Origin of the sequence: Actinoplanes sp. NPDC023714 (assembly GCF_040639855.1) — a bacterium.
Lineage (GTDB): Bacteria > Actinomycetota > Actinomycetes > Mycobacteriales > Micromonosporaceae > Actinoplanes.
The window spans coordinates 1,276,309-1,302,086 of record NZ_JBFAAR010000002.1 but is presented as its reverse complement, the minus strand read 5'-3'; the positions used below and the strand labels follow the sequence as shown (position 1 = coordinate 1,302,086).

General features: G+C 71.7%; 25 protein-coding genes. 14 read left to right on the top strand and 11 right to left on the bottom strand.

Annotated features, from left to right (window positions below; translation table 11 throughout):
• The first annotated feature begins 77 nt into the window (after positions 1 to 77).
• The gene (locus tag AB0G10_RS14200; protein ID WP_360920054.1) at positions 78 to 1,250 is read left to right on the top strand and encodes a hypothetical protein; all 1,173 of its coding nucleotides are present in this window, start codon (positions 78 to 80) and stop codon (positions 1,248 to 1,250) included.
• A gap of 1 nt (position 1,251) precedes the next feature.
• Here AB0G10_RS14200 and AB0G10_RS14195 read toward each other — a convergent pair whose 3' ends face one another.
• Positions 1,252 to 3,234, bottom strand: coding sequence for an alpha-amylase family glycosyl hydrolase (locus AB0G10_RS14195; protein WP_360920051.1), 1,983 nt, complete (start codon positions 3,232 to 3,234; stop codon positions 1,252 to 1,254).
• Positions 3,235 to 3,301: 67 nt separating this feature from the next.
• On the opposite strand from AB0G10_RS14195, the gene AB0G10_RS14190 reads away from it, so the two are divergent.
• The 5 genes from AB0G10_RS14190 to AB0G10_RS14170 all read left to right on the top strand — a co-directional run bounded on the left by AB0G10_RS14190 (position 3,302) and on the right by AB0G10_RS14170 (position 8,298).
• On the top strand, positions 3,302 to 4,339 hold the full coding sequence (locus tag AB0G10_RS14190) for a P-loop NTPase fold protein (protein ID WP_360920048.1): 1,038 nt from the start codon (positions 3,302 to 3,304) through the stop codon (positions 4,337 to 4,339).
• 9 nt (positions 4,340 to 4,348) lie between these two features.
• Entirely contained in the window at positions 4,349 to 5,848 is a 1,500-nt protein-coding gene (locus tag AB0G10_RS14185; RefSeq protein WP_360920045.1) for a methyl-accepting chemotaxis protein, read from the top strand.
• Between the two features lie 113 nt (positions 5,849 to 5,961).
• Positions 5,962 to 6,987 carry an alcohol dehydrogenase catalytic domain-containing protein gene (locus AB0G10_RS14180; RefSeq protein ID WP_360920042.1) on the top strand — a complete coding sequence of 342 codons (1,026 nt, stop codon included), beginning with the start codon at positions 5,962 to 5,964 and terminating at the stop codon, positions 6,985 to 6,987.
• 120 nt (positions 6,988 to 7,107) lie between these two features.
• Positions 7,108 to 7,305, top strand: a complete 198-nt coding sequence (locus tag AB0G10_RS14175) for a hypothetical protein (RefSeq protein WP_360920039.1) — start codon at positions 7,108 to 7,110, stop codon at positions 7,303 to 7,305.
• A 27-nt stretch (positions 7,306 to 7,332) separates the two neighbouring features.
• Positions 7,333 to 8,298 (top strand): quinone oxidoreductase, encoded by a 966-nt coding sequence (locus AB0G10_RS14170; RefSeq protein ID WP_360920036.1) that lies wholly within the window; start codon positions 7,333 to 7,335, stop codon positions 8,296 to 8,298.
• Here the strand turns inward: AB0G10_RS14170 and AB0G10_RS14165 are convergent.
• Complete coding sequence (locus tag AB0G10_RS14165) at positions 8,295 to 9,056, bottom strand: S16 family serine protease (protein WP_360920033.1); 762 nt, start codon at positions 9,054 to 9,056, stop codon at positions 8,295 to 8,297. The two genes, AB0G10_RS14170 and AB0G10_RS14165, sit on opposite strands and share 4 nt — an antisense overlap.
• 214 nt (positions 9,057 to 9,270) lie before the next feature.
• Here AB0G10_RS14165 and AB0G10_RS14160 point away from each other — a divergent pair, with 214 nt between their 5' ends.
• A complete protein-coding gene (locus tag AB0G10_RS14160; RefSeq protein ID WP_360920030.1) occupies positions 9,271 to 10,191 on the top strand; it encodes an alpha/beta fold hydrolase in 921 nt (306 codons plus the stop codon).
• Positions 10,192 to 10,204: 13 nt separating this feature from the next.
• Here the strand turns inward: AB0G10_RS14160 and AB0G10_RS14155 are convergent, their stop codons facing one another.
• From AB0G10_RS14155 to AB0G10_RS14120, 8 genes are all read right to left on the bottom strand, one after another.
• Positions 10,205 to 10,561 (bottom strand): DUF5655 domain-containing protein, encoded by a 357-nt coding sequence (locus tag AB0G10_RS14155; RefSeq protein WP_360920028.1) that lies wholly within the window; start codon positions 10,559 to 10,561, stop codon positions 10,205 to 10,207.
• Positions 10,562 to 10,630: 69 nt separating this feature from the next.
• Positions 10,631 to 11,920 (bottom strand): hypothetical protein, encoded by a 1,290-nt coding sequence (locus AB0G10_RS14150; RefSeq protein WP_360920025.1) that lies wholly within the window; start codon positions 11,918 to 11,920, stop codon positions 10,631 to 10,633.
• Positions 11,921 to 11,961: 41 nt separating this feature from the next.
• Positions 11,962 to 12,552 (bottom strand): chemotaxis protein CheB, encoded by a 591-nt coding sequence (locus tag AB0G10_RS14145; RefSeq protein WP_360920747.1) that lies wholly within the window; start codon positions 12,550 to 12,552, stop codon positions 11,962 to 11,964.
• Between the two features lie 32 nt (positions 12,553 to 12,584).
• Positions 12,585 to 12,797, bottom strand: coding sequence for a DUF1918 domain-containing protein (locus tag AB0G10_RS14140; protein ID WP_360920022.1), 213 nt, complete (start codon positions 12,795 to 12,797; stop codon positions 12,585 to 12,587).
• Positions 12,794 to 13,720, bottom strand: a complete 927-nt coding sequence (locus tag AB0G10_RS14135; protein WP_360920019.1) for a universal stress protein — start codon at positions 13,718 to 13,720, stop codon at positions 12,794 to 12,796. The genes AB0G10_RS14140 and AB0G10_RS14135 overlap by 4 nt, the downstream gene beginning before the upstream one ends.
• Before the next feature lie 53 nt (positions 13,721 to 13,773).
• Positions 13,774 to 15,423, bottom strand: a complete 1,650-nt coding sequence (locus tag AB0G10_RS14130) for an ABC transporter permease (protein WP_360920016.1) — start codon at positions 15,421 to 15,423, stop codon at positions 13,774 to 13,776.
• The gene (locus AB0G10_RS14125; protein ID WP_360920013.1) at positions 15,407 to 16,324 is read right to left on the bottom strand and encodes an ABC transporter ATP-binding protein; all 918 of its coding nucleotides are present in this window, start codon (positions 16,322 to 16,324) and stop codon (positions 15,407 to 15,409) included. The genes AB0G10_RS14130 and AB0G10_RS14125 overlap by 17 nt, the downstream gene beginning before the upstream one ends.
• A gap of 88 nt (positions 16,325 to 16,412) precedes the next feature.
• On the bottom strand, positions 16,413 to 17,177 hold the full coding sequence (locus tag AB0G10_RS14120; RefSeq protein ID WP_360920010.1) for a hypothetical protein: 765 nt from the start codon (positions 17,175 to 17,177) through the stop codon (positions 16,413 to 16,415).
• 183 nt (positions 17,178 to 17,360) lie between these two features.
• Here AB0G10_RS14120 and AB0G10_RS14115 point away from each other — a divergent pair, with 183 nt between their 5' ends.
• Together AB0G10_RS14115 and AB0G10_RS14110 are read left to right on the top strand one after the other, a co-directional pair.
• Positions 17,361 to 17,597, top strand: coding sequence for a hypothetical protein (locus AB0G10_RS14115; protein WP_360920007.1), 237 nt, complete (start codon positions 17,361 to 17,363; stop codon positions 17,595 to 17,597).
• 90 nt (positions 17,598 to 17,687) lie between these two features.
• Positions 17,688 to 18,371 carry a CBS domain-containing protein gene (locus AB0G10_RS14110; protein ID WP_360920004.1) on the top strand — a complete coding sequence of 228 codons (684 nt, stop codon included), beginning with the start codon at positions 17,688 to 17,690 and terminating at the stop codon, positions 18,369 to 18,371.
• Here AB0G10_RS14110 and AB0G10_RS14105 read toward each other — a convergent pair.
• On the bottom strand, positions 18,351 to 20,006 hold the full coding sequence (locus AB0G10_RS14105) for a GAF domain-containing protein (RefSeq protein ID WP_360920744.1): 1,656 nt from the start codon (positions 20,004 to 20,006) through the stop codon (positions 18,351 to 18,353). The two genes, AB0G10_RS14110 and AB0G10_RS14105, sit on opposite strands and share 21 nt — an antisense overlap.
• A 187-nt stretch (positions 20,007 to 20,193) precedes the next feature.
• On the opposite strand from AB0G10_RS14105, the gene AB0G10_RS14100 reads away from it, so the two are divergent.
• From AB0G10_RS14100 to AB0G10_RS14080, 5 genes are all read left to right on the top strand, one after another.
• Positions 20,194 to 20,880, top strand: coding sequence for a CBS domain-containing protein (locus tag AB0G10_RS14100; protein WP_360920001.1), 687 nt, complete (start codon positions 20,194 to 20,196; stop codon positions 20,878 to 20,880).
• Positions 20,881 to 20,992: 112 nt separating this feature from the next.
• The gene (locus AB0G10_RS14095) at positions 20,993 to 21,385 is read left to right on the top strand and encodes an Hsp20/alpha crystallin family protein (protein WP_360919999.1); all 393 of its coding nucleotides are present in this window, start codon (positions 20,993 to 20,995) and stop codon (positions 21,383 to 21,385) included.
• A gap of 86 nt (positions 21,386 to 21,471) precedes the next feature.
• The gene (locus AB0G10_RS14090; protein ID WP_360919996.1) at positions 21,472 to 24,147 is read left to right on the top strand and encodes a cation-transporting P-type ATPase; all 2,676 of its coding nucleotides are present in this window, start codon (positions 21,472 to 21,474) and stop codon (positions 24,145 to 24,147) included.
• 2 nt (positions 24,148 to 24,149) lie between these two features.
• Entirely contained in the window at positions 24,150 to 24,812 is a 663-nt protein-coding gene (locus tag AB0G10_RS14085; protein WP_360919993.1) for a CBS domain-containing protein, read from the top strand.
• 26 nt (positions 24,813 to 24,838) lie between these two features.
• The gene (locus AB0G10_RS14080) at positions 24,839 to 25,768 is read left to right on the top strand and encodes a universal stress protein (RefSeq protein ID WP_360919991.1); all 930 of its coding nucleotides are present in this window, start codon (positions 24,839 to 24,841) and stop codon (positions 25,766 to 25,768) included.
• Positions 25,769 to 25,778: the final 10 nt, after the last annotated feature.

Below are 25,778 nucleotides of genomic sequence, written 5' to 3'. Positions count from 1 at the left end.
CGGTCCTCGCGGGCGGTGTGCTGGAGGGGCGCCCGCCGGTGCCCCGGCGGGGCGCGTGGGGGAGATCGGGAGGTCCGATGAACCAGCCCGCCGCGCACGAGGACCTGTGGCCCGAGCAGTGGGCGGTGCAGGCCTCCGTCGACGCCGACCGGATGCTGCACCGGGTGACCGTGGCGCGAGCCCGCACGCTGACCGGCGCCGAGACGGCGAGCGCGAGCGCCGTCGAGGCTCACCTCCGGCACACCCACCACGCCTGCCGGCGTGCCGGCGCCCGCCGCCGGCGGCGCTGGCGTGACAAGTGGCGGGGAACCTCCGTGGACCGGGCGTACCGCAACCTGCACGCCGCCAAGGTGTTCCTCGTCGACCTGCTCACCAAGCCCGAGCTCGACGCCCTGGTGCCGGACGTCACGACACGCCTGCAGATGGTGCTCGACCGCAACGACCCGCGCCGGATGGACGCCGAGCAACGCCTGATGAAGGCGGCACCCGAGCCGGAATACCGGGCGGCGATGAAGCAGGCCATGGAGACGGCGTACGAGGGCTCCGACGAGGAGTACGTGCGGCTCCGGGACTTCCGCAACATCGTCCTGCTCACCGCGGCGGCGATCGCCCTGGCCACCGGGGTCCTGATCACCATGGTGGCGCTCTTCCCCGCGTCGATCCCGCTGTGCTTCATGCCGGACGTCACCGGCGCGGGCCCGCCGGACGCCACGACGGTGCTGCCCACCGTCTGCCCCAGCGGCGAGACCCTCGCCGGCGCGGACGTGCCGAGGCCGCCGTCCTCGGCCGACATCACCATCGTCGCCGGGCTGGGCGCGGTCGGCGGCCTGCTCGGCGCCATCGTCGCGATCCGCAACCTGCGCGGCACCTCGACCCCGTACGCGACGGCCACCGCGCTGGCGATCCTCAAGGTCCCGACCGGCGCGCTCTGCGCCATCATCGGGATGCTGCTGCTGGCCGGCGAGTTCGTGCCCGGCCTGAGCGAGCTGGACAGCCAGCGCCAGATCCTCGCGTACGCCGTGCTGTTCGGCATCGCCCAGCAGCTCGTCACCCGCGTCGCCGACGATCGGGCGCAACAGATCCTGGAACGGCTGCCCAGCAAGGACCCGCAGGCGCAGCCGGCCCAGCCCTCGGCGAAGCCACCGTCCCTCGATACCCAGGCCGAGCCGGCGACCAGCGCATCGGCGACCTCCTCCGGGACGGCGGCACCGCGGCGCCGCAGGAGGTTGCGCCGGTGGCGGCGACGGTGAATCAGGCCGGTTCCAGGGTGTAGACCATCGCTGCCCAACGGGGCAGCCACTCGCGCCCGGCCCACTCCGGCGGCACCACACGATCCTGGGTGACCTCGCGCCATCGCTGCCCCGGCGGCGTCGCGGGCCAGCCCGGCACCACGTACTCGTCGCCCGGGCCCTGGCTCCAGTCGGAGAAGTTGGCGATCACGACGACCGGGGTGTCGGCGGAGCGGCCGCGCTGCCAGACCAGGACGCGGCGGCCGCCGGTGAAGTCGGTGTGCAGGAAACGGGTGTCGTTGACGGAGAGGGCTTCGGCCTCATGGCGCAGGCGCACCAGGCGGGCCACGTGGTCGAAGACGCGGCGGCGCCACGGGTCGGCGAGGCGGTCGTAGTTGACCGGGTCGGTCTGTTTCTCGGGGTGGCGGATCGGCAGGTCGTGGTCGTCGGCGAACTCCTCGCCGGCCAGGATCATCGGGATGCCGACGGCGGTGAGCAGGCAGACGAAGGCGAGCTTGATGCGCTGCTCGGTCTGCCACACGCCGTTGTTGTTGAAGAACCGGAAGAGGCGTTCCTTGTGCAGGCCCTGCACGTCGTGGGAGGTGGCGTAGAGGACCGCCTGGCTGCCGTCGGTGAAACCCAGCCGCCGGCAGTCGATCATCTGGCGGACCGTCTCCTCGAACGAGCCGGTCTGTTCCTCGGCGCGGCCGAGCAGCGCGCTGCGCAGCAGATAGAGGAAGCGCTCGTTCCAGAGGGCGTCCAGCCGGTTCTGTCGCACGAGATCCACGGGTACGGCCAACTCCTCGCCGACCACCAGGAAACGGTCCTCGCTCGCGTCCGGCGTTCGCTGCCGGTGCAGGCTCCGGGCGTACCCGGTGAATTGCTCTATGAAGTCCCAGCTGCCGACGTTGTTGACGCTGTCGATCCTGATGGAGTCGACACCGTGCTGCAGGATCCAGTGGGCGATGGCGGTCTTGTGGAACTGGCGGGCCGGCCGCAGCGGACCCTCCTTGCCCTCCACCGGGTCGTAACCGTCGGTCCGGAAGTTGTATTTGAACAGGTCGCCGCCGAAGCCGTCGCGGCCCTGCTCCTCCGGATCGCCGGCGTCGTGCCGCACGTGGAAGTCCAAGAAGTTGATCTCACGGTAGGGATCGCGCTGGGCGAACGCCATCACCGCGTCGTAGCCGAACCGGATGCCCGCGTCGTGGCAGCCGTTCACCAGGTCGGCGAGGGTGCGCTGGGCGGCCGGCGACGTCGACTGGCCGGTGAGCCCGAGGTCGTGGTCGGGGGCGGTGTAGTGGCTCGTCGAGTAGCCCCATTCGCGGGTCACCCAGGTGTCCGCGGCCGGCGTGAGCTCCAGCGTGGTGACGCCCAACTCCCGCAGGTGCGCGCGGCCCGGCTCGAGCGCGGCGACACCCCGCAGATTCACCGGCGCGGCGTCGGCGTCGACCAGCGCGAGCACGTCGGCGAAGGAGCCGACAGCGAGCTCCACGCCGCCTTCGGCCGACCTCCGCGCCCAGGTGGTGGGCAGCTTGTAGTAGACGGTCCGGTGGTTCGGCGGCAGGTTCCGGCCGGGACGCACCGGCGGCGGCTCGGCGCCGTCCGGGTCGCAGGTCCGCAGCTCGCCGTCGCGCCACTTCAGGACGGCGGCGGGCCAGCGGTCGTCGCCGTGATAGGGCGGGGCGAGCCGGGGTGACAGCAGCCGCCAGTCCACGGTGGTGGCGAACGGGTCGGTGCGCAGCAGGCGGCCGCCGTGGCCGTAGGGGCAGCTGTCGGTGATCTCGAACCAGTAGTGGTAGACCGTGCCGTCGGTCAGGCCGCAGTCGGTGGCCGGGATCGACCAGAGGTCGCCGTCGGGCAGCAGCGGGATCTCGTTGCGGCCCGCCAGGCCGGGCGGATTGCCGGCGGTGAACGTGCCGATCACCAGGCGGGGCGGCGGCGTGGTGATCCGGGGGCGCCACAGGACGAAGTCGGTGTGGCGGCGTACGAAGAGGTCGGGCTCCATTGCTCCGGCTTAGGACCGCGCCTGTGCGCCGTCAATCCGGTGCGCGACAGAAGGACCGGCCCGGACGGTGGCCGGGTGCAGCATCGGGACGAGATGGCTCGGCGGCGCGGGCGTGGCGACCCTGGTGGCGGGCGCCGCCGTCGCCGCTGCCGCCGGTCGCCGGGCCGGGGCCGCGTTGCGGACGATCGGCGCCGAGGCCGCCCGGATCAACGCCCGGATCGAGCGGAACGCCGAGGAGGGGTTCGCCGCGGAGATCGACGCCGTCCGCCGGGCCGACGCCCGCCGCAAGGTGATCGAGGCCCAGCTCGACGAGGTGCTGGCCCGCGCCGGCGAGCTCGGCCGCGAGCTCGTCGACGTCAACCCGGGCCAGCGGTTGTACCGGTTCCTCAGCGAACGCGCCGCGAGCGGCGACTACCGCAGCCGGCTCGGGCTCATCTCGACGATCCGCAGGGACTTCCAGCAGCTCATCAAGCTCATGGACGACTGGCGGAGCACGCCGGACGACGACGCGCGCCGGCCCGTCGACCGCATCGTGCTCTACATCGACGACCTCGATCGTTGCTCGCCGGAACAGGTCGTCGAGGTGCTGCAGGCGGTGCATCTGCTGCTCGCCCTCGACCTGTTCGTCGTGGTCGTCGAAGATCTTCAACATCCCGTTCGTGCTCCCGGCCATGACACCGGACACGTTCGGCTCCCTCGTCGACAGCCTGGCCGCACCGGCCCCCGAGGACCGGGAGGAGTGTCCCGCTTCCTCGGCAACGCCGCGGAGCCGGGCCAGTACCAGGCCGCCGCGGTGCTGCTGGGGCTGCTCACCGCGTACCCGCACCGCCTCGGCGAGATGCTGCGCGATCTGCCCGCCGGCACGACCTGGGCGCGGTTCCTGGACGGCTTCGAGCCGAAGGAGAAGGACGGCCGGTGGCAGAACGCCGTGAGCGCGCGGCTCGACGAGAGGGAGCGGGCCGAGTGGTCCGGTCTGGTCCGGGCCGCCCGGGGCAGCGCGGAACTCGTGGAGCTGCCCGATCTGAGCGCGTTCCGGTACTGGGGGGACCACGTCGCCCGGTTCTCGTTCGTGCTGTCGGCCCTCGAATCGGGTGAATCGGTATAAGATGTTTACATGCGCCTTTTCGGTCGCGATCTGAGCCGGCTCTCGTTCGGCTCCAAGCTCACGGCCGGGTTCGTCCTCACGCTGCTGCTCACCCTGATCATGGCGATCACCTCGATCGCGGCGTTGATCTTCGTGGTGCGTGGCAACAACACCGCGGTCGTCGCGTCGACCGGCAGCCTGCTCGGCGCGCAGCGGCTGAACACGGCCATGGAGAGCCGCGGCGCCAGCGCCCGCGGCTACCTGATCACCGGCAGCCGGGCCGACCTGGACCAGTCCCTGCGGGATCGCGGGGACTTCCTCGACCAGGTGGCCCGGCTTCGCGACACCCTCGACGACCCGCGGGTGCGGCGGCTGCTCGACGACGTCGCCGCGGCGGAGGAGCGGTACACGGCGGTGCTGACGCCGTTGCTGGACCGGCGGCGGTCGATGCGTGACCTCACCCAGATCGCCCAGCTCCTCACCGGTGAGCTGATCACCGCCCGGCAGGCCGTGCAGGACGCCAACACCGCCCTGGTCGTCCGCCTGCGCGCCGACGTCGAGGGCCTCAACGAGCACGCCGCCGACCGCGCCGACCAGGCCATCGCCGCCATCGTCGCCCTGGGCGTGCTCGCGTTCGGCTGCGGCGCCGCGATCGCCCACCGGCTCAACCGGGCCCTGCGCCGGCAGATCGGCGCCGCGGTCGGGCACATCCAGAGCTCGTCCGCGCAACTGGAGGTCGCCGCCACCCAGCAGGCCGAGGGCGGCCGTGACCAGGCCACCGCGACCACCGAGATCAATACGACGATCAGCGAACTGCTGATCACCTCACGGCAGATCGCGGACAACGCCCAGCGCGTCTCCCGCACCGCCCAGGACACCGAGTCGGCGGCGCTGCGAGGCGACGCCACGATCAACCAGACCCGCGCCTCGATCGCGCTCATCCGCGACCAGGTCGACCAGATCGTGCGGCACATGGTCGCGCTCGGCGACAAGTCCCAGCAGATCGGCGCGGTCGTCGGGCTCGTCGCGGAACTGGCCGAGCAGACCAACATCCTCGCCATCAACGCCACGATCGAGGCGACCGGCGCCGGCGAGCAGGGCCGCCGGTTCACCGTCGTGGCCGAGGAGATCCGCAAGCTCGCCGACCGCACCGCGGCCTCGGCCAAGGAGATCCGCGCGCTCATCGACGACGTGCGGGGCGCGGTCGACACCACCGTGATGGCGACCGAGACCGGCGCGAAGGCGGTCGACGCAGGCTCCCGCACCTTCGACGACGCCACCACGGCGTTCCGGACGATCGCCGGGCTCGTCGCCACCACCAACGACGCCACCCGCGAGATCGAGCTGTCCACGAAGCAGCAGACCACCGCCGTCGAGCAGGTCAACGTCGCCGCTTCGGACACCGCCCGGATGTCGCGGGATACCGAGAGCAGCGCGGTGCAGACCCGGCAGACCGCCGCGCACCTGGCGGCCCTCTCCGCCGAGCTGCTGGAGCTGGTGGGAGGCGGGCAGTCCGGCGCCGGCCGGTGACGCCGGCGAGGGGTGCCCTGCCGGTACCTGCCTCATCAGTGCCTCGTACCCGCGGCCGGCGGGCGCTTTCATGGAAGGCACGCACCACCCCGCGTCACCCAGGAGATCGAAAAATGCGCGCCACCCTGATGTACCGTGCCGGCGACGTCCGCGTCGAGACCGTCGCCGACCCGGCCGTGCGGAAGCCGACCGACGCGATCGTACGGATCGTGCGGGCCTGCGTCTGCGGCAGCGACCTGCACCCCTACCACGGCCTGCCCGAGCAGGAGCGGGGCATGCCGATGGGCCACGAGTTCCTCGGCGTCGTCGAGGAGACCGGCCCGCAGGTCTCCTCCGTGCGGGCCGGTGACCTGGTCGTCGCGTCGTTCTCGTACCAGGACGACACCTGCGAGTTCTGCCGGGCCGGGTTCCAGACCGCCTGTTCGCACCCGGAGGCCGGATTCTTCAGCGCCGCCCAGGCCGAGCTGATCCGGGTGCCGCTCGCCGACGGCACCCTCTACAAGCTGCCGGCCGGCGTCGACACCGCCCTGCTGCCCTCGCTGCTGACCCTGGCCGACGTGTACGGCACCGGCTACCACGCCGCCAAGATGGCGAAGGTGACCGCCGGCGACACCGTCGCGGTGATCGGCGACGGGGCGGTCGGGCTGCTCGCCGTGCTGTCGGCTCGGCAGCTCGGCGCCGAGCGGATCATCCTGATGGGCCGGCACAAGACCCGTACCGATCTGGGTCGTGAATTCGGGGCGACCGATGTCGTGGCCGAGCGCGGCGACGAGGGCATCGCTCTCGTGCGCGAGCTCACCGGCGGCGGCGCCCACAAGGTCCTCGAGGCGGTCGGCCACCGGCCCGCCTACGACCAGGCCGTCGGCGTCGTCCGCGGCGGCGGCGTGATCAGCAGGGTCGGCGTCCCGCAGTACGAGGAGGCGCCGGTCGGGTTCGCCAGCCTGTTCGGCCGCAACATCACCCTCAACGGCGGTCCGGCGCCGGTCCGCGCCTACATCGCCGAGCTGCTGCCCGCCATCCTCGACGGCACCGTCGATCCCGGCAAGGTCTTCGACCGCACGGTCACCCTCGACGAGGTCCCGGACGCCTACCGCGCCATGGACGACCGCGAGATCCTGAAGGCGCTCATCGCGTTCTGAGGTCGCCTTTCGGTCCTCTTTCGCTACGCCTGTCTAACCTCAGCTCGATCAACTCGACCACCACCGGCCGGGCGGGCCTGCCCGGCCGGTGGGACAACAGCCCGGAACGGACCGGCGAGCATGACTCTCTCGAAGCTGTCCCTGGTCGTGGTGCCGGCACTGCTGGCGATCGCCGTGGCCAGCGGTGCCAACCCGCCCGCGCCCTCCGACGAGCCCGGCGCGGCCTCCGGCGTCCTGCTCGTCATCGAGGAGCCGGCGCCCATCGTGGCCGGCTACGGCTGCCCTCTGGCCAGGATTCGTGGTGACATCGCTTCCTGACGTTCTCGCACCAGGACAGGAGGCACCGTGAAAGCCGTGCAGTACACCGCCTTCGGCACCCCGGATGTCCTGCGCTGGCAGGACACCGACGACCCGATCCCGGACGCGGGCCGGGTGATCGTCCGGCTGGAGGCGGCCGGGCTCAACTACGCCGACGTCTACCGGCGCGAGGGCCGCTTCACCCCGGCCGGCCCGGCGCCGTGGATTCCCGGCATGGAGGGCGCCGGCACGATCGCCGACCCCGGGCCGGCTGGTGCCGCGGCGGGCTTCGCGGCCGGCCGGCGGGTGGCGTGGTGCGACAACCCGAACTCCAACGCCGAACGCGTCGCCGTCGAGATCGGCAGGCTCATCCCACTGCCGGAGACGGTCACGGCGCGGACCGCCGCGAGCGTGCTCCTGCAGGGATTGACCGCGCACTACCTGGTCCACGACAGCCATCCGGTGCGGCCGGGCGACTGGTGTGTGGTGCACGCCGCGGGCGGCGGCGTCGGGCTGCTGCTCACCCAGATGATCAAACGGCGCGGCGGGCGGGTGATCGGCGTCGCGTCGACCGCGGAGAAGCAGCAGGCCGCCCTCGACGCGGGCGCCGACGCCGCGATCGGCCGCACCGGCTGGGTCGAGCGGGTCCGCGCGATCGCGCGGCACGGCGCGGATGTCGTCTTCGACAGCGTCGGCACCACGATCCTGGAGAGCCTGGCCGCCACCCGCGACCGGGGGCGGGTCGTCTACTTCGGGATGGCGGGCGGTGAACCGCCCGCGGTGCCGCCGTCGCTGCTGATGGACCGTTCCCTGACGCTCACCGGGGGAGACCTGTGGAACGTGCTCACCACCCCGGTGGAGCGGCGCAAGCGCGCGGCCGAGCTGTTCTCCTGGATCGCCGACGGCACGGTCCGGCCCCGGATCGCCCGGGTGTTCGCCCTCGCCGACGTGGCCGAGGCCCATCGCTATCTCGAGTCACGGGCCGCGATCGGTAAGGTGCTGCTCGTTCCTTAGCAGGGCTCCGGCACGCCTCCGCCGGTGAACGTCGCGACCGCGGTCAGCGCCTCCTCGACCGTGGCGACCCGGGCCATCGTCAACCCCGGCCGGACGTTGCGCAGTGCCTCCGTACAGTTGCCCTCGGGCACCAGGAACAGTTGCGCCCCGGCCGCCTCGGCGCCGCGCAGTTTCTGCGGGATGCCGCCGATCGGATTCACCGCGCCGGTGTCGCCGACCGCGCCGGTGCCCGCGATGATCCGCCCGCCGGTCAGGTCCTGCGGGGTGAGCTTGTCGATGATGCCGAGCGTGAACATCAGGCCCGCGCTGGGACCACCGATCTCGTCCACGCCGAAGGAGATGCCGGGCTGCTCAGCGGGCTGATTCTTCAGGGTACGAAGGGCGACGGCCACGGCGCTGGTCTGCGATCCCCGGAAGAGCTCGGCATTGCGCGCGTCGGTCTCCTCGCCGGTCTGCCCGTCCGGGTAGACGACGGAGCGGGGAACCACCGCCCGGTCGTCGTCGAACCACCCCCGGACCGCGTCGCCGAGCGTCACCTCGGTCTGCACCCGCACCGTGGTGAGCAGCAGTTTCCCGGCGGACGCGGACACGTCGGCCCCGGTCACCGCGATCACCGTCTCGCCGTCGTAGGAGCCGAGCACGTCGACGGCCGGCCCGGGCTGCTCCACGACGTACGGCAGCGGCCCGAACGCGGCCGCGGCCGCCAGCACGGCGGTGACCAGCGCACCCACGGCCAGCGATACACCCGGTCGACTCATGCGGCGAGTCTACTGACCGCGCGGGCCGAGGTTCGGGGGCGCCGACGCGGTACGGAGCCGGCTTACGCGGCGTTGTCGCGCTTGAGCGCTTCCTCGTGGAATTCGAGGGAGGCGTCATAGGCGCGGGCTCCGTAGACGGTGACCGGGCCGCCGTTCCTGAGGAAGGTGACTTCAGCGATACTCTTGGATGCTCATCCCGGCCCCGGGAGGTGCGATGACGCAACGGTTCGCCCGCGTCATGGCCGCCGCGGCGGTGGTCATGATGACGGTCGCCTGTGGTGCTCCGAAGGCGCCGACCGAGCCGTCCCCGGCCCTGCCGTCGATCGGCGGCGGCACGGCGCAGGTCGGCGGGCGGGATGTCACCGTCTACGTCCCGGACTCCTACGATCCGGCCCGGCCCGCGCCCCTGGTCGTGGCGTTGCACGGTTACACCTCCGACGCGAAGGAGCTGGAGACGTATCTTCGGCTCATCCCCGAGTCGCAGCGGACGGGATTCGTCTACGCCTATCCGGACGGGTCGGCCGACGCCGCCGGTGATCGCTTCTGGAACGCCACCGACGCGTGTTGCGCGTTCTCCAGCCGTGCGCCCGACGACTCGCGCCATCTCAGTGAGCTGATCACCACTATGCAGGCCCGCTACCGCATCGATCCTGCCCGGGTCTACCTGATCGGCCATTCCAACGGCGGTTTCATGACGTTCCGGATGGCCTGTGATCACGCCGACCAGATCGCCGCGATCGTCTCCCTCAACGGGGCCGGCTGGAACGACGCCGCGCGGTGCGAACCGTCCGGACCGGTGAGCGTGCTCGCCATTCACAGCAGCGCCGATGAAACCGTCGCGTTCGCCGGTGGCGACATCAACGGCGTCCCCTATCCCTCGGCGGACACCACGGTCGCCCAGTGGGTGGGCTACGACCGGTGTTCCGAACTCGGCCGTGACGGCGCCCGGCTCGACCTCGTCCCCGGCCTGCCGGGCGCCGAGACGTCGGTACGGATCTACCAGCGCGGATGTGAGGGAGCGTCGACCGTGCAGGCGTGGACGATCGAGGGCGGCGACCATGTGCCCCGGTGGGGTCCGGACTTCGCCCCGGCCGTCACCGACTTCCTGCTCTCCCGGACCAAGGCCGGCCGCTGACGGCACGGCCGGTTCAGGCGGCCTTCGCGAAGGCTTCGGCGAGCCAGCGGCGCACCTCGGCGTCGACCTGACCCGGTTCCCGCAACTCGAGGTGATGCATCCATACCCGGGCTGCGGGGTGCGCCACCTCTTTGAATCGCGGTGAGTGCAACTCGGACGGCAAGCCGAACGACAGAACCGCCGGAACGTCGGACTTGAGGTACTTCCCCGGCCGCCAGACGTAGGCGAACCCTTTGCGCCTGCGGAACGCGATCTGCGACTTCCCGACCCTCACCTCGGCGGCGCCCAGGGACTCGACGACCTCACGGACTGCCCGGTAGATCGCCAATCCGGTGGGTTCGCCGCCGAAGAACTCCTCAGGTGTGGGCACCGTTCCACCTTTCCAGCACATCACACGGAGGGCCAGTCGCCCGGTAGCGCCGACCGGCTCGCATGTCGCTCAGAAATCGCGGACGAACACGTCGAGGTTGTCGTTGGTGTCGCCCGGCACGAGGTCGGACGAGCCGGAGGTGAACGCCACGTGCCGGCCGTCGGTGCTGATGGCGCCGTTCTCGCCGCCGAAGTCGCCCTGCGTGCCGGTGGTCGACACGCTGACCAGGGAGGTCCGGCCGGTTCGCAGATCCCGCACGAAGACGTCGTACCAGGAGTTGGTGTCGCCGGCCACGAGATCGGTCGCCCCGGATCCGAACACGAGCTGACGGCCGTCCGGGCTGATGTCCGCCGAACTGCTGGTGTCGTTGCCCGGAGTGCCCGCCGGAGTGACGCTGACCATGGTGGTGGTGCCGCGTCGCAGGTCGCGCAGGAACACGTCGGCGCCCGGGTGGGTGTCGCCCGGCACGATGTCGGGATCCTCCGAGGTGAAGGCCACATAACGCCCGTCCGCGGTGATCGACGGTCCGTCGCTGCGTCCGGCGATCTGCCGGCCCTCGGCGGTCAGGCTGACCCGGACGGTGACGCCGGTGGCCCGGTCGTACCGGAAGATGTCGAGCGTGTCGTTGGTGTCGCCGGGCACGAGGTTGCCGGCCCAGGACGCGAACGCGATGTACCGGCCGGTCGCGCTGACGTCCTGCCAGTAGCTGGAGCCGTTCGCCTCCGGCGGGGTGATCATGCTGATTTTTCCGTCCGGCAGGTCGATGACGTAGATGTCCTCCTGCTCGTTGGTGTCCTGCGGCAGCAGCGGATCCGCCGCGGAGAGCACGACACTGCGCCCGTCCGCGCTGATGGCGCCGTTCCACAGCGGCCGGTCGCGGTCACCGAACGGCTCGATGTAGGCGATCCGGCGGGTGGTACCCGTCAGCACGTCGTGCAGGAACAGGTCGGAGGACTCGTTGGTGTCGCCCGGCACCAGGTTGGTGGCGTCCGAGACGAACGTGATCCAGCGCCCGTCGCTGCTGATCGACGGGCCCGAGCTGTTCAGATCCCCCTGGGTGCCGCTCGACGCGACGCTGACCCGGCGGGTGGTCTGCGCCCAGCGGTCGCGCAGGAACACGTCGTCGGCGCCGTTGGTGTCGCCGCGGACCAGGTTCGCGGCCGACGAGTCGAACGCGACGTAGCGTCCGTTGCCACTGAGCGCGAACATGAAGCTGCGACCGGCGGCCTGCTGTCCGTGGTTGCCGACGCTGACCCGCTCGGTCCGCGGGCCGGTGGCGCCGGCGGGCTGTGCCGTCGCGGCGACCGACCCGAACACGGCGATCGACAACGCCATCACAGCGCTTCCGATTGATCTCATGACCAACCTCCTGAAATAGCACTCCTGTTCCGATTTTTTCGTCAGCGCGGTGCCGCCGCTGCCACCGACTCGGACGGTCCCGAGGCGAAAAGCGTGGTCAGGAGACGGGCGATGGTGTTGACCGGCACCACGTGGTCCACGATCTCGTCCCGGCTGATCGCCGCGTTCGGCATGGCGAAGACCGGTGAGGTCGACTTGTCGCCGGCAATGACCGTTCCACCGAGGTGATGGATGACCGCCGCGCCCGTTGCGCCGTCGTTGCCGTAGCCGGACAGCACCACCGCGATCGCCTTGCCGGCTGCGGCTATCGCCATGCTGGTGAAGAGCAAATCCGCGGAGGGCCGGTAGGGCGGCCGATCACCCGAGCGGACGAGCACGACGGTGAAGTCACGGCTCACCAGGGTGTGATAGCCGGGCGGCGCCACGAGAATCCGTCCGGGGACCAGCACGTCACCGTCGTGGGCGAACGCGACCGGCATCCGTGTGCGTCGTTGCAGGATGCCCGCGAGATGGTCGCCGTATCGCGGGTCCTGATGGCGTAGCACGATGAACGCGGCCGGCGAGTCGGTGGCCAGTCCGGACGTGATCTGCTGCAGCGCGGGCAGGCCACCCGCTGAGCAGGCGAGCGCCACGATGGGCAATCCAACAGCTCCGGCGGTCGTCCTCATGGCACCGCGCTCTGCGGGCTGCCGTGTCCCGGCACGATGTGGGACTCGGGGCCGGGGTAGAACAGGGTGGTACGGCCGTTGTCCAACCAGTGCACGTGGTAGGGCGGGCCACCGTCGTCGTGGCCCACGACGGTGATGATGCCGATGCGACGCTCATCGCCGAGGTGCACGCCCTCCACCACGATGCGGTCGCCGACGTGTGCTCTCATGACTGTCCTTTCGGTGGGTCGTTGCCCGGACCCGTACACGAGCCCTGGGTCAGAGGGTCTTCGGCACCGCCGTGAACGACCACGACGGTGCATGCGGAATGGCGCAGCAGGTGCTGGCTGACCGACCCGATCAGCAGGCCGCGCACCGCCCCGTGCCCCCGGCTGCCGGCCACCACCAGCTGCGCGGTCGCACTCGCTGCCGTCAGCGCCGCCGCCGGATGTTCCACGACGGCCTCGGCGTCGATCTCCAGATCGGGGAACGCGTCCCGGATCACGGCGACCAGTGAGTCGAACGGCTGCCGCTCGGCGTCGGTCACCGTGTGGGTGTTCATGGCTGTCTCCTCCCACAGCCCGGTCACCGGCTTCCAGGCACGGATCACACGCAGCGGTACCTTGCGCCGGGCCGCCTGCGCGGCGGCGACGGTGAGCACCGCCGCGGCGGCGGGAGAGCCGTCGACGCCGGCGACGACCGGCGCGGATGCAGATGATTCGCCCCGGACCACCACGACCGGGCAGTGCGCGTGAGCGGAGACGGCGGCGCTCACCGAGCCGAGCAGGCCGGTGACGGCGCTGTGTCCGCGGGCGCCGAGCACGATGAGCCGGGCCTGCCGGGACCGCTCGACCAGCACCGTCGCGGCGTGACCGGCTACCGTGGTCGCGGTCACGTCGATCATCGGCTGGTACCGGGCCGCGTGCGTCAGGGCGCTCTGCAGAGCGGCGTTGATCACCTGCTCGGCGTGGCTGTCCGGCCGGAGCTCCGGAACCTGCGCGGGCGCCGAGGCCGGCCGCTCGTCGGCGTGGACCAGTTCGACGGCTTCCGCGGTGCGGGAGGCCTCCCGCAGTGCCCAATCCAGCGCGGTACGGGCGCAGGACGAGCCGTCGTACCCGACGATGATCTTCTTGTGCACGGTACGGCCCTCCAATCTCTCTCCATGGCACGCTCGGCCCGGGCCGGCAGACAGAGGCGATAGTCCCGTCAGTGAGGGCCCGAACCGGCCAGTGCCGCACGGCGGCGCCACACCACCAGCAGGGCAGCGGCCGCCCAGCCGGCGAGCACGGCCAGATGCCCGGCCGTGAATCCGTAGCCGGCGGCAGCCGGTTCGGTGGCGGCGAGCACCGCGCGCATCAGATGGCGCAGCGGGAGCAGGTCCGCGACCGTGGTGAGCCAGCCGGGCAGCGGCCGGTCGCCGACCACGAAGACGCCGGAGACGAAGCAGAGCGGCAGCAGCGTGCCCAGCGTGACGGCCACGATGGAATGTGCGGACGGCATCAGCGCCGCGACGGCCAGACCCAGCGCCGCGAAGCACACCGAACCGGCGGCGATCGCCAGCAGCAGCGCGGGCAGGCGGGCCGCGTCCAGGCGTACGCCGAGGAAGCCGAGACCGACGACCGCGAGCATCGCGGTGGCGATCAGGGCGACGATCAGCGCTGCGGACACCCGCCCGGCGAAGTAGCCGCGCAGGGGCAGGGGAGTGCCGCGCAGCCGCTTGAGCACCCCGGCCGCGCGGGCGCCGACCACCCCCTCCGGCACGTCGACGTAGGCGGCCACCGCCGTGGCGTAGGTGATCATGCCGGCGAACAGATAGTGCGCCATCGGCGTTCCGGACACCGGCGCGTCGCCGAACACCGTGGGGAACAGCGCCAGCAGCAGCGCCGGGAACACCACCGAGAAGAAGACCGACAGCGGGTCCCGGCGCAGTCCGAGGACGGCGTATCCGATCTGACCGGACACTATGAGCAGTGGTGAGCGGCCGGCCCGCGGTGCGGGCGGGGAGAGCACGCCCGGCGCTGACGCGCCGTCCGGGGGCGGTGGCGCGGGCGGCGTGCGCACGTCCGGCTGCCAGGAAAATTGCGTACGGGCGACGACCGCTCCCGCGACCGCCCAGGCGGCCAGGACGGCCAAGTGGACGGGGGAGAAGCCGTACCCGGGCCCCGGCTCGAACGTCGCGGACATGGCCTGCGCGAAGTGCTTGAGCGGCAGCGCCGTGCTGATCAGCTCGAGCCCGCGCGGCAGGTCGGCGCCGACGATGAACACGTCCGAGATGAACGCCAGGCTGATCAGCAGGCCCTGGGACAGCGCCTGCGCCACCGCCACCGTGCGGCACAGCGAGGCCAGCGCCACCCCGAGCGCGGCACAGCACCCGATGCCGGCGAGCAGGGTGACCAGCAGAGCCGGCACCTTCCGCCCCACGATTCGCACGTCGTAGCCGAGCACCCCCACCGCCGTGAGCAGCGCCACGCCGGCGCCGGAGATGACCAGCGACGCCCCGATCCGGGCGGACAGGACGGTCCACGGCGGAATCGGGGTGGCACGCAGCCGCAGCAGCACACCGCTGTCGCGCAGCCGCGCGGTGTCGATGGCGATGAGCACGAACGAGGCCTGCGCCACGCCGAAGACGGCGAACGGCGACACCAGGTACTGCGCCACCGGAATCCCGTTGCCGGCGTCCTGATCTCCGACGATCGACGCGACGATGACGAGGAACGCGAGCGGGAACGCCAGGGTGAAGAACGCCGCCACCGGATTGCGGACGAAGGCGCGCAGGGCATGTCCGGTGAGGACCCGCAACGGTACGGGGTGACGCCCGCCGACGCGGGATTCCCTGATCTCAGTGCGGGCGGTCATCACGTCCCTCCCCGGTCATGGCCAGGTACACCTCTTCGAGGGTGGGCGGCACGACCGCCAGGTCGGCCAGGCCGGCCCGGTGCTGGATCGCCCACCCGGTGAGCAGTGAGGCGTCGGTGACCGGCGTGCGGGACAGCAGGGTGACCCGCCGCCCGGTCACCGTCAGCGGCGCACTCAGCCGCGGCAGCGCCGCCATGGCCCGGTCGGCAGGCAGCGCGAAGCTGATCACGGTGGGCAGGTCGCTCGCGGCGCGCAACTGCTCCGGTGAGCCGTCGGCGATCAGCTTTCCCGCGCTCATCACGGCGACCCGGTCGGCGAGCTGCTGCGCCTCGTCCATGTAGTGGGTGGTCAGCAGGATCGTCGTGCCGAGTCCGCGCAGCCGGGCGATCAGATCCCAGGCGTGGTGCCGGGCGGCCGGGTCGAACCCGGTCGTCGGCTCGTCGAGGAAGAGCAGCTCCGGCGCGCCGGCCAGCCCGAGCGCCAGATCCAGCCGCCGTCGCTGACCGCCGGAGAGCGCCTTGACCCGGGTGGTGCGCTTGTCGCCGAGCCCGACCAGGTCGATCAGCTCGTCGGCGTCGTGGCCGCGCGGGAAGAGCCCGGCCTGGAGCCGGACCAGCTCGCGCACCGTGAACTCCTCCTCGAACCCGGCCGACTGCAGAACCACGCCGATGCGCGCCCGGAACCCCGCTCCGCCGGTCGCGGGATCACACCCGAGCACCCGTACGGTGCCTGCGTCGCGCGAGCGGTACCCCTCCAGGATCTCCACGGTGGTGGTCTTGCCGGCGCCGTTGGGCCCGAGCAGGGCGAAGATCTCGCCGTCACCGACGGAGAAGCTGATCCCGTCGACGGCTCTCACCGCTCCATAGGCACGGACCAGGTTGCGTACCTCGATGGTCGCCATGCTCTCAGCCTCGGCAGCCCGCACCGGGACCGGAAGCGGCCGAAGACCTCACGTGCCGGGACCTCAGCCCTACGGCGACACGAGTGAGTCAGGGTGCTTCACGCGCCGGGGCATGGCGGCGGGGATGCCGCCACAGCGCGCCGGCGATCCCGATGAGCCAGCCGAACAGCAGCAGGCCGTACACGGCGTAGGCCCAGCCGAGCACCGGGCGCAGCAGCTCCGCGACCATCCCGATCGTGCCGGTCGCGATGCCGAGCCAGGCGAGTCCTGCGGCGAACGGCCCGCGGCGCATCAGCAACGAGATCAGCAGGATGCCGAAGGTCTGCAGTACCCCGATCACGGCGGGCACGTCGTTGAGGGCGAGCAGGACCTCCGCGCCGCCGACGAAGGGCGCTTGCTCACCGGCGGTGGTCGCGGCGGCGTACCTGTCGCTGAGCAGCACCATGGCCGGTGATCCGTCGCCGGTGGTCGGCCAGGCGAGCGACATCGCCCACGACGAGATGGTGATGAGGCCGGCGACGGCGGCGAAGCTTCTGCCGCGGTTCCGCAGCGCCACGGCGAGGGCGAGGAAGACCACCATCAGGAGCACGCTGGGCAGCAACCACAGCACTTGACGGACGATGTAGATCGTTCGGTGCGCGGCGACGAATGCCAGCACCTCGGCGCCGCCCGAGGTGGGCGGCGCTTCGGCGACGACCACGATGATCAACGCGACGGCGTACGACAGGACCGCGAGCGTCGCGCAGACGGCCCCGGTCCGGTACAGCGGATCCCACGGTGAGCCGATGCTCTGCGCCGGCCGGTCATCGCCGTGCGGGCCGGAAGTCGGTGCCGAGGCTTCATATCTGCTCATCGGGCCACCTCCATGCCGGATCGTCCCCGGGCAGAACCCCGACGATGACACCTCGGTCACGTCCGTGCCCAGGGACGAAGGGCCCGGATCCGGGGAGAGAACGAGCATGGGTACGGGTCTTGCGACTCTGCCGCCGTCGCCCGGGGCGCCGGAGCATGAGCGGTGGCAGGAAGGAGGCCGGTCATGATGTACGACTACCCGTCGCCGATGTTCATGGGCTCCGGTTCGGTGCTCTTCGTCCTCTTGCTCCTCCTGGCGATCGCTGCCCTCGGGGTGCTGGCCGTCTGGCCGGTGCACCGGCGCCGTGACCAGGGTCAGGAGCGGGCCGAGCAGATTCTGGCCGACCGGTTCGCCGGCGGGCAGATCGACGCCGAGGAATACGAGCAGAGCCTTCGCATGCTGCGGAATGCCCGGCACTGACAAGGCTCCGGAACGGGACCTTCGGCCCTGACCGGCAGGAGACGGCGTCCCTAACGTCGGACCGTGAGGCGTCGACCGGGAGGAGCCGTCATGAAGATCTGGCATGTTGACGACGTGATGACCACCGAGGTGGTGACGGCCGCCCCGGCCGCCACCTATCGGCAGCTCGTCGACCTGATCATCGAACGGCGCGTCGGCGCCGTGCCGGTGATCGACGATTTCCGCCGGGTGACGGGTGTGGTCTCCGAAGCCGACCTGCTCCGCAAGATCGAATACGCCGAGGACGACCAGCCCCGCTTGTTCGAAGGCCGTCGCCGCCGCGACCAGCGGGGCAAGGCGGCCGCGGGTACCGCCGCCGAGCTGATGAGCACGCCCGCGGTCACGGCCCTGCGCGGCACCAGCATTCCGTCCGCCGCCCGGATCATGGAACGTGAGCAGGTCAAGCACCTTCCGGTGACCGACGACCTCGGCCGTCTGGTCGGGATCGTGTCGCGCGCCGACCTGCTGCGGGTGCATCTGCGTGCGGACGACGACATCCGCACGGACGTCGACTCCGGCGTCCTGCAGGCGCTGAGCATCGCCGGCTCGGTGAAGGCCCGCGTCGTCGACGGCGTGCTCACCCTGACCGGCCGGGTCGACCGACGCTCCACCGCGGAGCGTGCCGTGGCGGCGGCACGGCAGATACCCGGGGTTGCGGCGGTCACCGACCGTGTCGCGTTCGACTACGACGACAACTGGCTGGAAGGCGCCGTGTCACCCCTCGGCATCGCCTGACCCGGCGGGATCACCGAGGGGTACCTGCCACACCAGTTCGGTGCCGGGGCCCGAGGGCGGCGTCCGGATCTCGAACCGGCCTCCCCGGTCCTCAGCCCGGGCTGCCATGTTCACCAGCCCACCGCGTGCCGCCGCCGGGTCGGTGCCTCTGCCGTCGTCCTGGACGGTGAGGGTGACCGCGCCCCCGGTCGCGGTGACGGTCACCGTCACCCGCGTGGCCTGGGCATGCCGTCCCACGTTGGACAGCGCCTCACTCAGCACCGCCAGCAGATCGGCCGCGATCTCCTCGGGCACCGCGCTGTCGACCGGGCCGGACGTCCGCACCACCGGATCGAAGCCCGCCGCGCCGCCGGCGGCCTCGACGGCACGGCGCAGTTCCGCACGCAACGACGGACCGAGAACCGTTCGCAGTTCGAAGATCGATCGGCGGATGTCGCGGATGGTCTCGTCGAGTTCGTCGACGGCCGCGTTGATCCGCTTCGCCACGTCGGGTTTCATTGTCTGCCCCGCGACACCCTGCAGCTGCATGCCGGTGGCGAACAGACGCTGGATGACGACGTCGTGCAGGTCCCGGGCGATGCGCTCGCGGTCCGCCAGCACCGCGAGCTGCCGGCGTTCCTCCTGCGCCCGGACCCGTGTCAGGGCGAGCGCCGCCTGCCCGGCGAACGTGGACAACAGCGTGGCGTCCTCCTCGGCCGTCACCCGGCCGGCCGGCGCGACCACGGTGAGCACGCCCTGCAGGCTGTCGGAGACGTTCAGCGGGACGGCCAGGGCCGGACGCGCCGGAACCGGGCCGGGCCATGCCGCCGCGGCACGCAGGTCCGGGATACGGCGCGAGCTCTCCCGTCCGAATCGGTCGGCCTCCTCGGCGTCGGCCGGAAGGTGTGCGCCCGCCATCGCGGCGCACGCGGGATCGGCGCCGTCGGCGACCTCGATCGTCCAGCGGGCGGCGGCCTCGTCGTAGAGGAGCACGAGCACCAGTTCCGCCTCGATCACCTCCCGGGCGCGGCGGGCGATCAGTCCGAGTGCTTCGGTACGCCGTACCGTTCCCAGCAGCAGGCCGGTGATCTCCGCGGACGCCGCCAGCCACCGCTCGCGGCGCTGGGCGATCTCGTAGAGGCGGGCGTTGTCGATCGCCACCCCGGCCGCGGCGGCGAGGGCCGTCACGATCTCCTCGTCGTCCTCGCTGAACTGGTCGGCGCCCTGCTTCTCGGCCAGGTAGAGGTTGCCGAAGATCTGATCGTGGGTGCGGACGGGGACGCCGAGGAAGCTGTGCATCGGCGGGTGGTGCGGCGGAAATCCGTACGAATGGGGGTGGTTGATGATGTCGGGCAGCCGAACCGGGTGCGGCTGCGTGATCAGCAGCCCGAGCACGCCGCGGCCCTCCGGCAGGTCGCCGATCCTCGCGTGGGCGGCCGGGTCGATGCCGTGCGTGATGAAGTCGGAAAGACCGTCACGGGCGGGGGAGAGGATGCCGAGCGCACCGTAACGGGCCCCGGCGAGCGTGCAGGCCGCCTCGACGATCCGCTGCAGGGTGCTGCGCAGGTCGAGATCGGTTCCGATCCGGACGGCCGCGTCGAGCAGGGCGCGCAACCGTTCCCGGCTGGCGACGATGTCGCCCACCCGATTCTGCATCTCCTGCAGCAACTCGTCGAGACGGACCCGTGACAGCGGCCGCAGCCCGAGTGAGGGAGTGTGCTCGGCCACGGTGTGAGCGTAATGCGCGAGTCCCGGGAAAGGGATGGGTCGCCCGGGCGGAACGGGACCATGGACCCTCCTCGACGTGTGCGTGGTCTTCTAGCGTCGAGGTGGAGGTATCGTCATGAAGACCTGGCATGTCACCGACGTGATGACCGGCGACGTCCTCGCCGCCGGCCCGCAAACCCCCTACCGGGACCTGGTCGCCCTGGTGGCCGACAACCACATCAACGCGGTGCCGGTGATCGGCGGCGATCGGCAGGTGCTGGGCGTGGTCACCGAATCCGATCTGCTCCTCAAGATCGAATATGCGGGTGAGGAGCAGCCGCACTGGTACGCCCGCCGTCGTCGGGCCCGCCTGCACAAGGCGGCCGGGCAGACCGCTGCCGAGCTGATGACCGCGCCCGCCGTCGTCGCCCTGACCACGACGAGCGTCGCCGGCGCCGCGCGCGCCATGGACGAGGCCGGCGTCAAACAATTGCCGGTCGTGGACGACGAGGGCCGGCTGGCCGGCATCGTCACCCGCGGCGACCTGCTCAAGGAACACCTGCGCTCCGACGACGACATCCGCACCGACGCCCGCGCGGCCGCCCGCGAGGTCCTGCTCGGCGAGGACAACGCCCATCTCGAGACCGAGGTCGAGGGCGGCATCGTCACGCTCAGTGGAAAGGTGGAACGCTGGTCCACCGCGGTGCTGCTCGTCCGGCTGATGCGTCAGGTACCCGGGGTCGTCGACGTCACCGATCACGTCTCCTACGACTTCGACGACCGCAAGGAGGCCGACCCGCTGCCCGCGATCTTCATCGCATAGCGGAGCCGTGCTCGCCGGTCGATGAGCGTGCACCGCAACAACGGCCGTTCGGCCCTGACCGATCCGGTCCCGCCGCGATGCGATGGAAGGAGAGCCGGAAAGGAGGATCGGAATGAGCGCGTTGTTGCCCCGGCTGTTCGGGGACATGAGCGACTGGCTGGAAGTCGACTTTCCGCGTCCGCTGCCGGCGATCCGCGTCGAGGACCGGATCACCGACAAGGAGTACGTGGTGCGCGCCGAGCTGCCGGGCCTGGACCCGGAGAAGGACGTGCAGGTCAGCGCCCTGAACGGGGTGTTGACCGTGAACGCGGAGCGGCGTGAGGAGACGTCCGGCGCCGGCCGTACCGAGTTCCGGTACGGCATGCTGCACCGCTCGGTGCGGCTGCCGGCCAACGCCGACGAGACCGCGATCACCGCGACCTACGACAAGGGAATCCTGGAGATCGTGGTGCCGTTGACCGAGCCGCAGCCGGAAGGACGGCAGATCGCCGTCACGAAGAAGTGACCGCAAGAGCGTCCCGGCCGGTGGACCCCGCCGGCCGGGACGTCCGGCCCTGTCCGGGCCATCCGTCCCGGGCCGACGCTGAACTTATGGCTCAGACGATGACGGCTCCGGCCGAAGTCGACGAACGCCAGCCGCCCACGGAACTCTTCCGGCATCTGCGCTCCACCCCGGACGGGCTTCGCTCACGGGAGGCGGCCCGCCGGCTCACGGTGTACGGACCCAACGAACTGTCCCGCAAACACGGCCGAACCTGGCCACGCCGACTGCTCGCCCAGTTCACCCAGCCCCTCGCGGTGCTGCTGATGGTCGCGGCCGTCCTCGCCTGGGCCGGCCACAGCCCGGCCCTGGCCGCCGCGGTGATCGTGGTGATCCTGCTCAACGCCGCCTTCGCGTTCGCCCAGGAACGACAGGCCGAACGGGCTGTCGAGGCGCTCGCCGCCTTCCTGCCGTTGTCCGCACATGTCCTGCGCGACGGCGTGCTCGTCGAGGCGCCGGCCCGGGACCTCGTGCCGGGTGATGTCATCGAGATCGCCGAGGGCGACCGGATCTGCGCCGACGCGCGCCTGGTCGACGGCAGCGTCGCGGTCGATCTGTCCGCCCTCACCGGCGAATCCGTGCCGGTGGTACGGACCCCCGACACCGAGGTCGTTCCCGGGCCGCTGCTGCAAGCCCGCGAGCTCGTGTTCAGCGGCACCTCCTGTACGGCGGGACAGGCCCGCGCGGTGATCACCCACACCGGCATGCGCACCGAGATCGGCCGGATCGCCGCACTGTCCCAGCGGGGGCACACCGATCCCAGCCCGCTGGAGCGGCAGGTCCGCAGAGCCACCTGGATCATCGCCGCCGTCGCGGTCGCTGCCGGCGCCGCATTCCTGCCGATCGGGGTGCTCGCCGGACTCGGCTGGGCCGCCGCCATCACCTTCTCGATCGGCCTGATCGTGGCCAACGTCCCGGAGGGACTGCTGCCCACCATCACCCTTGCGCTGGCCGCCGGCGTACGCGAGCTGGCGCGTGCCGGCGCCGTCGTGAAGCGGCTCTCCGCCGTGGAGACGCTCGGCTCGACGACGGTGATCTGCACCGACAAGACCGGTACGCTGACCGAGAACCGGATGAGGGTCACCCGGCTCTGGCTGACCGGCGGTGACCGTGAGGTCGGCGACGCCGTCCACGACGGCCGGGCCCACGAACTGGCCACCGCGGCCGCCACCTGCACCACCGCCCACCTGGCCGGCACCGGCGACCCGACCGAACTCGCTCTGCTGCGCCTCGCGGCCACCCTGGGCGTACCGGTGCCCGAGTCCGACCGCGACGCCGCCCGCACCGCGCTGTACACCTTCGACCCGCGCAGCAAGCGGATGTCCACCGTGGCGGGGTGCCATCTCTTCACCAAGGGCGCGCCCGAGTCGGTGCTGAGCCTGTGCACCCGGATCATGGATGCCGGCGGCCGCTTCGTGGACCTCACCGACGAGGCCCGCGCCGAGGTGAGCGCCGCCGTCGACCGGTACGCCACCACCGGCCTGCGGGTGCTCGCCGTGGCGCGGCGCGTCGCCGACGCGCACCTGCTGGCCACCGGACGCGGCGCTGCCGAGCAGGACCTGTCCCTGCTCGGCCTGGTGGCGATGGTGGATCCGCCGCGGGAGGCCGTGCCGGCCGCGGTCACCGCCGCCCACCGGGCCGGGATCATCGTGCACGTCATCACCGGCGACTACGGGCCGACGGCCGCGGAGATCGCCGCCCAGGTCGGGATCGGCGGCGCCGATCCGCGGGTCGTCACCGGCGCCGAACTGGACGCGATGGGCGACGCCGAACTGGACCGGCTGCTCGGCGGCCACGAGGAGATCGTCTTCGCCCGGTCGTCGCCGGAGGGCAAGCTGCGCATCTGCGAGGCGCTGCGTTCGGAAGGCCACATCGTGGCGATGACCGGCGACGGCGTCAACGACGCCCCGGCTTTGCGCCGGGCCGACATCGGCGTCGCGATGGGCCGTTCCGGCACCGACGTGGCCCGCGAGGCGGCCACCATGGTGCTCACCGACGACAACTTCGCGACGATCGTCCGGGCGATCGACTCCGGCCGGCGCGTCTACGACAACGTCCGCAAGTTCGTGCTCTACATCTTCGCGCACGCCGTGCCGGAGGTCGTACCGTTCCTGATCTTCGCGCTGTCCGGCGGGGCCGTGCCCCTGCCGCTGACCGTGCTGCAGATCCTCGCGATCGACTTGGGCACCGAAACGCTGCCGGCGCTCGCCCTCGGCCGCGAACGCGCCGAGCCCGGCCTGATGGATCGGCCGCCACGGTCACCGAAGGCCGGTGTGATCGACCGGCGGTTGCTGTGGCGCGCCTGGGCGGTCCTGGGGATCACCTCTGCCGTGCTGGTCATGGCCGGCTTCTTCGGGACGCTGTGGCGCGCCGGCTGGCAACCCGGGCAGGCCGTCACTGGCGTCCGATACGCGCGGGCCACCACGATGACCTTCGCCGGCATCGTCGCCTGTCAGATCGGCACCGCGTTCGCCGCCCGCACCGACCACGCGTCACTGCGCTCGATCGGCGTGCTCAGCAACCGGCTGCTGCTCGGCGGCATCGCCTTCGAACTGCTCTTCGCCGCCGCCGTGATCTACCTGCCGCCGCTGCAGGCCCTCTTCGGCACCACCGGCCTCGGCATCGCCGAACTGCTGTTCCTCGCGCCGTTCCCGCTGCTGGTCTGGGCCGCCGACGAGTGGTACCGGGCGCGGCACCGCCATCATCCAACCCCGGGAAAGGAATAGTCATGCGAGCCCGTGACATCATGACCACCAACGTCCGCGTCGTCATGCACGACGACCCTGTGGAGCGCGCGGCCGACCTCATGACCACCCACGCGATCACCGCCCTGCCGGTGCTGGACGCGGCAGGCCGGCTGACCGGCATGGTCGGCGAGAGCGACCTGCTGTGGCACCGGGTTCCCGCCGAACCCGACACCGATGAGACCGGCCACCCCGACACCGAGCCGCTGCACCGCCCGGCCGTCGTGCTCGAGGTGATGTCCGAATTCCCGGTGACCACCAGCCCCGGCGCCGACATCGCCGACGTGGCGCAGCTGATGCTGGACCACGACGTGCGCAGCCTGCCGGTGGTGGAGGAGGGCGGCGTCGTGGTCGGCATCATCAGCCGCCGCGACATCCTCAAGGCCGTGGTCCGCACCAACGACACCGTCACCGCCGACGTGCAGCGCCGCCTGGACGACTACGCCGGCCGCCGTGACCTGTGGACGGCGACCGCGGAGTCCGGCGTCGTCACAGTCACCGGCACCTTCCCCAACGAGCAGCAGCGGGCCGTGGTCACTGCGCTGGCCCGTACCGTGCCCGGGGTCGCCGCCGTGCGGCTGTGCCCGCCGGCGGGCGCGGGCGGGCCGAACGGCACTGTCGCAGCCACGGGTGAGGTGGTGGCATAGAGGGAGAGGCATCGCGGGAGGCCGCCATGAATGACCTCAACCAGTTCCGGATCGGGACCACCGCCCGCCGGGGCGGGGGACGGGCGCAGCCCCACAACCGCTTCGGTGCCGCGATCAACCGATACCTCGGCGCGTCCGGCTACCCGGACCCGTACGCGGTCGTGATGGCACGACCGGAAGCCGGGCGCCGGCCGTCGCCGTTGGCCGCCACCGGCGGAACGGTGCTGGTCGGCGTGGACGATTCGGCGATCAGCTGCGTCGCGCTCGATCATGCCGCCATCGAGGCCGACCTGCACGGGTGGGGGATACGGCTGGTCACGGTCCGGCGTACCGGGGCCGGTGACGCCGGCGCCGAGCTGCTGGAACGGCTCACCGACCGGGTGCACGCGAGTGCCCCGCAGGTCGTGGTGAGCAGCCGGCTCGCCACCGGCGCCCATCCGGCGCAGATCCTGCTGGCTCAGGCAGCCGACGCCGACCTGGTGGTGGTGGGGCACCGGCACGGCGCGACGGTCAGCGCGATCGGCCGCAGCGTCGCCGACCGGGTCGGCCGCGCCCATCCCGGTCCGGTCCTGGTGGTCCGGATGCCCGGCTGGCCGGCCGGCCCGGAGTTCGGCTCACGGCCCCTCGTCGCGGCCGTCGACGGCTCGACGCCCTCGCAAGCCGCGGTGGACTTCGCCCTCGCCGAAGCCCGGGTCCGCGGCTGCGACGTCACCCTGCTGCACATCGTGGGCGATCGGATGGACCTGGCCCGGCGCCTGGAGTCGCGGGACGGCGTGCCGGTACGTCACCGAATCCTCTCCGGTGATCCGGTGAATGCGCTGATCGAGGAATCGAAGCGGGCCGCCGCCGTCGTCGTGGGCCGGCACCGGCACAGCATGATCTCCGGATCGCTGCTCGGCCCGGCGGCGCATGTGCTGCCGGTGCGGGCGTTCTGCCCGGTCTTCCTCGCCGGCTGACCGGGCAGAG

What these genes read in the sequence shown, in the direction of transcription:
- AB0G10_RS14200 (WP_360920054.1), top strand. Translation starts at nt 78, where the DNA reads ATGAACCAGCCCGCCGCGCACGAGGACCTGTGGCCCGAGCAGTGGGCG.
- AB0G10_RS14195 (WP_360920051.1), bottom strand. Translation starts at nt 3,234, where the DNA reads ATGGAGCCCGACCTCTTCGTACGCCGCCACACCGACTTCGTCCTGTGG.
- AB0G10_RS14185 (WP_360920045.1), top strand. Translation starts at nt 4,349, where the DNA reads ATGCGCCTTTTCGGTCGCGATCTGAGCCGGCTCTCGTTCGGCTCCAAG.
- AB0G10_RS14180 (WP_360920042.1), top strand. Translation starts at nt 5,962, where the DNA reads ATGCGCGCCACCCTGATGTACCGTGCCGGCGACGTCCGCGTCGAGACC.
- AB0G10_RS14175 (WP_360920039.1), top strand. Translation starts at nt 7,108, where the DNA reads ATGACTCTCTCGAAGCTGTCCCTGGTCGTGGTGCCGGCACTGCTGGCG.
- AB0G10_RS14165 (WP_360920033.1), bottom strand. Translation starts at nt 9,056, where the DNA reads ATGAGTCGACCGGGTGTATCGCTGGCCGTGGGTGCGCTGGTCACCGCC.
- AB0G10_RS14160 (WP_360920030.1), top strand. Translation starts at nt 9,271, where the DNA reads ATGACGCAACGGTTCGCCCGCGTCATGGCCGCCGCGGCGGTGGTCATG.
- AB0G10_RS14150 (WP_360920025.1), bottom strand. Translation starts at nt 11,920, where the DNA reads ATGAGATCAATCGGAAGCGCTGTGATGGCGTTGTCGATCGCCGTGTTC.
- AB0G10_RS14140 (WP_360920022.1), bottom strand. Translation starts at nt 12,797, where the DNA reads ATGAGAGCACACGTCGGCGACCGCATCGTGGTGGAGGGCGTGCACCTC.
- AB0G10_RS14130 (WP_360920016.1), bottom strand. Translation starts at nt 15,423, where the DNA reads ATGACCGCCCGCACTGAGATCAGGGAATCCCGCGTCGGCGGGCGTCAC.
- AB0G10_RS14125 (WP_360920013.1), bottom strand. Translation starts at nt 16,324, where the DNA reads ATGGCGACCATCGAGGTACGCAACCTGGTCCGTGCCTATGGAGCGGTG.
- AB0G10_RS14120 (WP_360920010.1), bottom strand. Translation starts at nt 17,177, where the DNA reads ATGAGCAGATATGAAGCCTCGGCACCGACTTCCGGCCCGCACGGCGAT.
- AB0G10_RS14115 (WP_360920007.1), top strand. Translation starts at nt 17,361, where the DNA reads ATGATGTACGACTACCCGTCGCCGATGTTCATGGGCTCCGGTTCGGTG.
- AB0G10_RS14110 (WP_360920004.1), top strand. Translation starts at nt 17,688, where the DNA reads ATGAAGATCTGGCATGTTGACGACGTGATGACCACCGAGGTGGTGACG.
- AB0G10_RS14105 (WP_360920744.1), bottom strand. Translation starts at nt 20,006, where the DNA reads ATGCAGAATCGGGTGGGCGACATCGTCGCCAGCCGGGAACGGTTGCGC.
- AB0G10_RS14100 (WP_360920001.1), top strand. Translation starts at nt 20,194, where the DNA reads ATGAAGACCTGGCATGTCACCGACGTGATGACCGGCGACGTCCTCGCC.
- AB0G10_RS14095 (WP_360919999.1), top strand. Translation starts at nt 20,993, where the DNA reads ATGAGCGCGTTGTTGCCCCGGCTGTTCGGGGACATGAGCGACTGGCTG.
- AB0G10_RS14090 (WP_360919996.1), top strand. Translation starts at nt 21,472, where the DNA reads ATGGCTCAGACGATGACGGCTCCGGCCGAAGTCGACGAACGCCAGCCG.
- AB0G10_RS14085 (WP_360919993.1), top strand. Translation starts at nt 24,150, where the DNA reads ATGCGAGCCCGTGACATCATGACCACCAACGTCCGCGTCGTCATGCAC.
- AB0G10_RS14080 (WP_360919991.1), top strand. Translation starts at nt 24,839, where the DNA reads ATGAATGACCTCAACCAGTTCCGGATCGGGACCACCGCCCGCCGGGGC.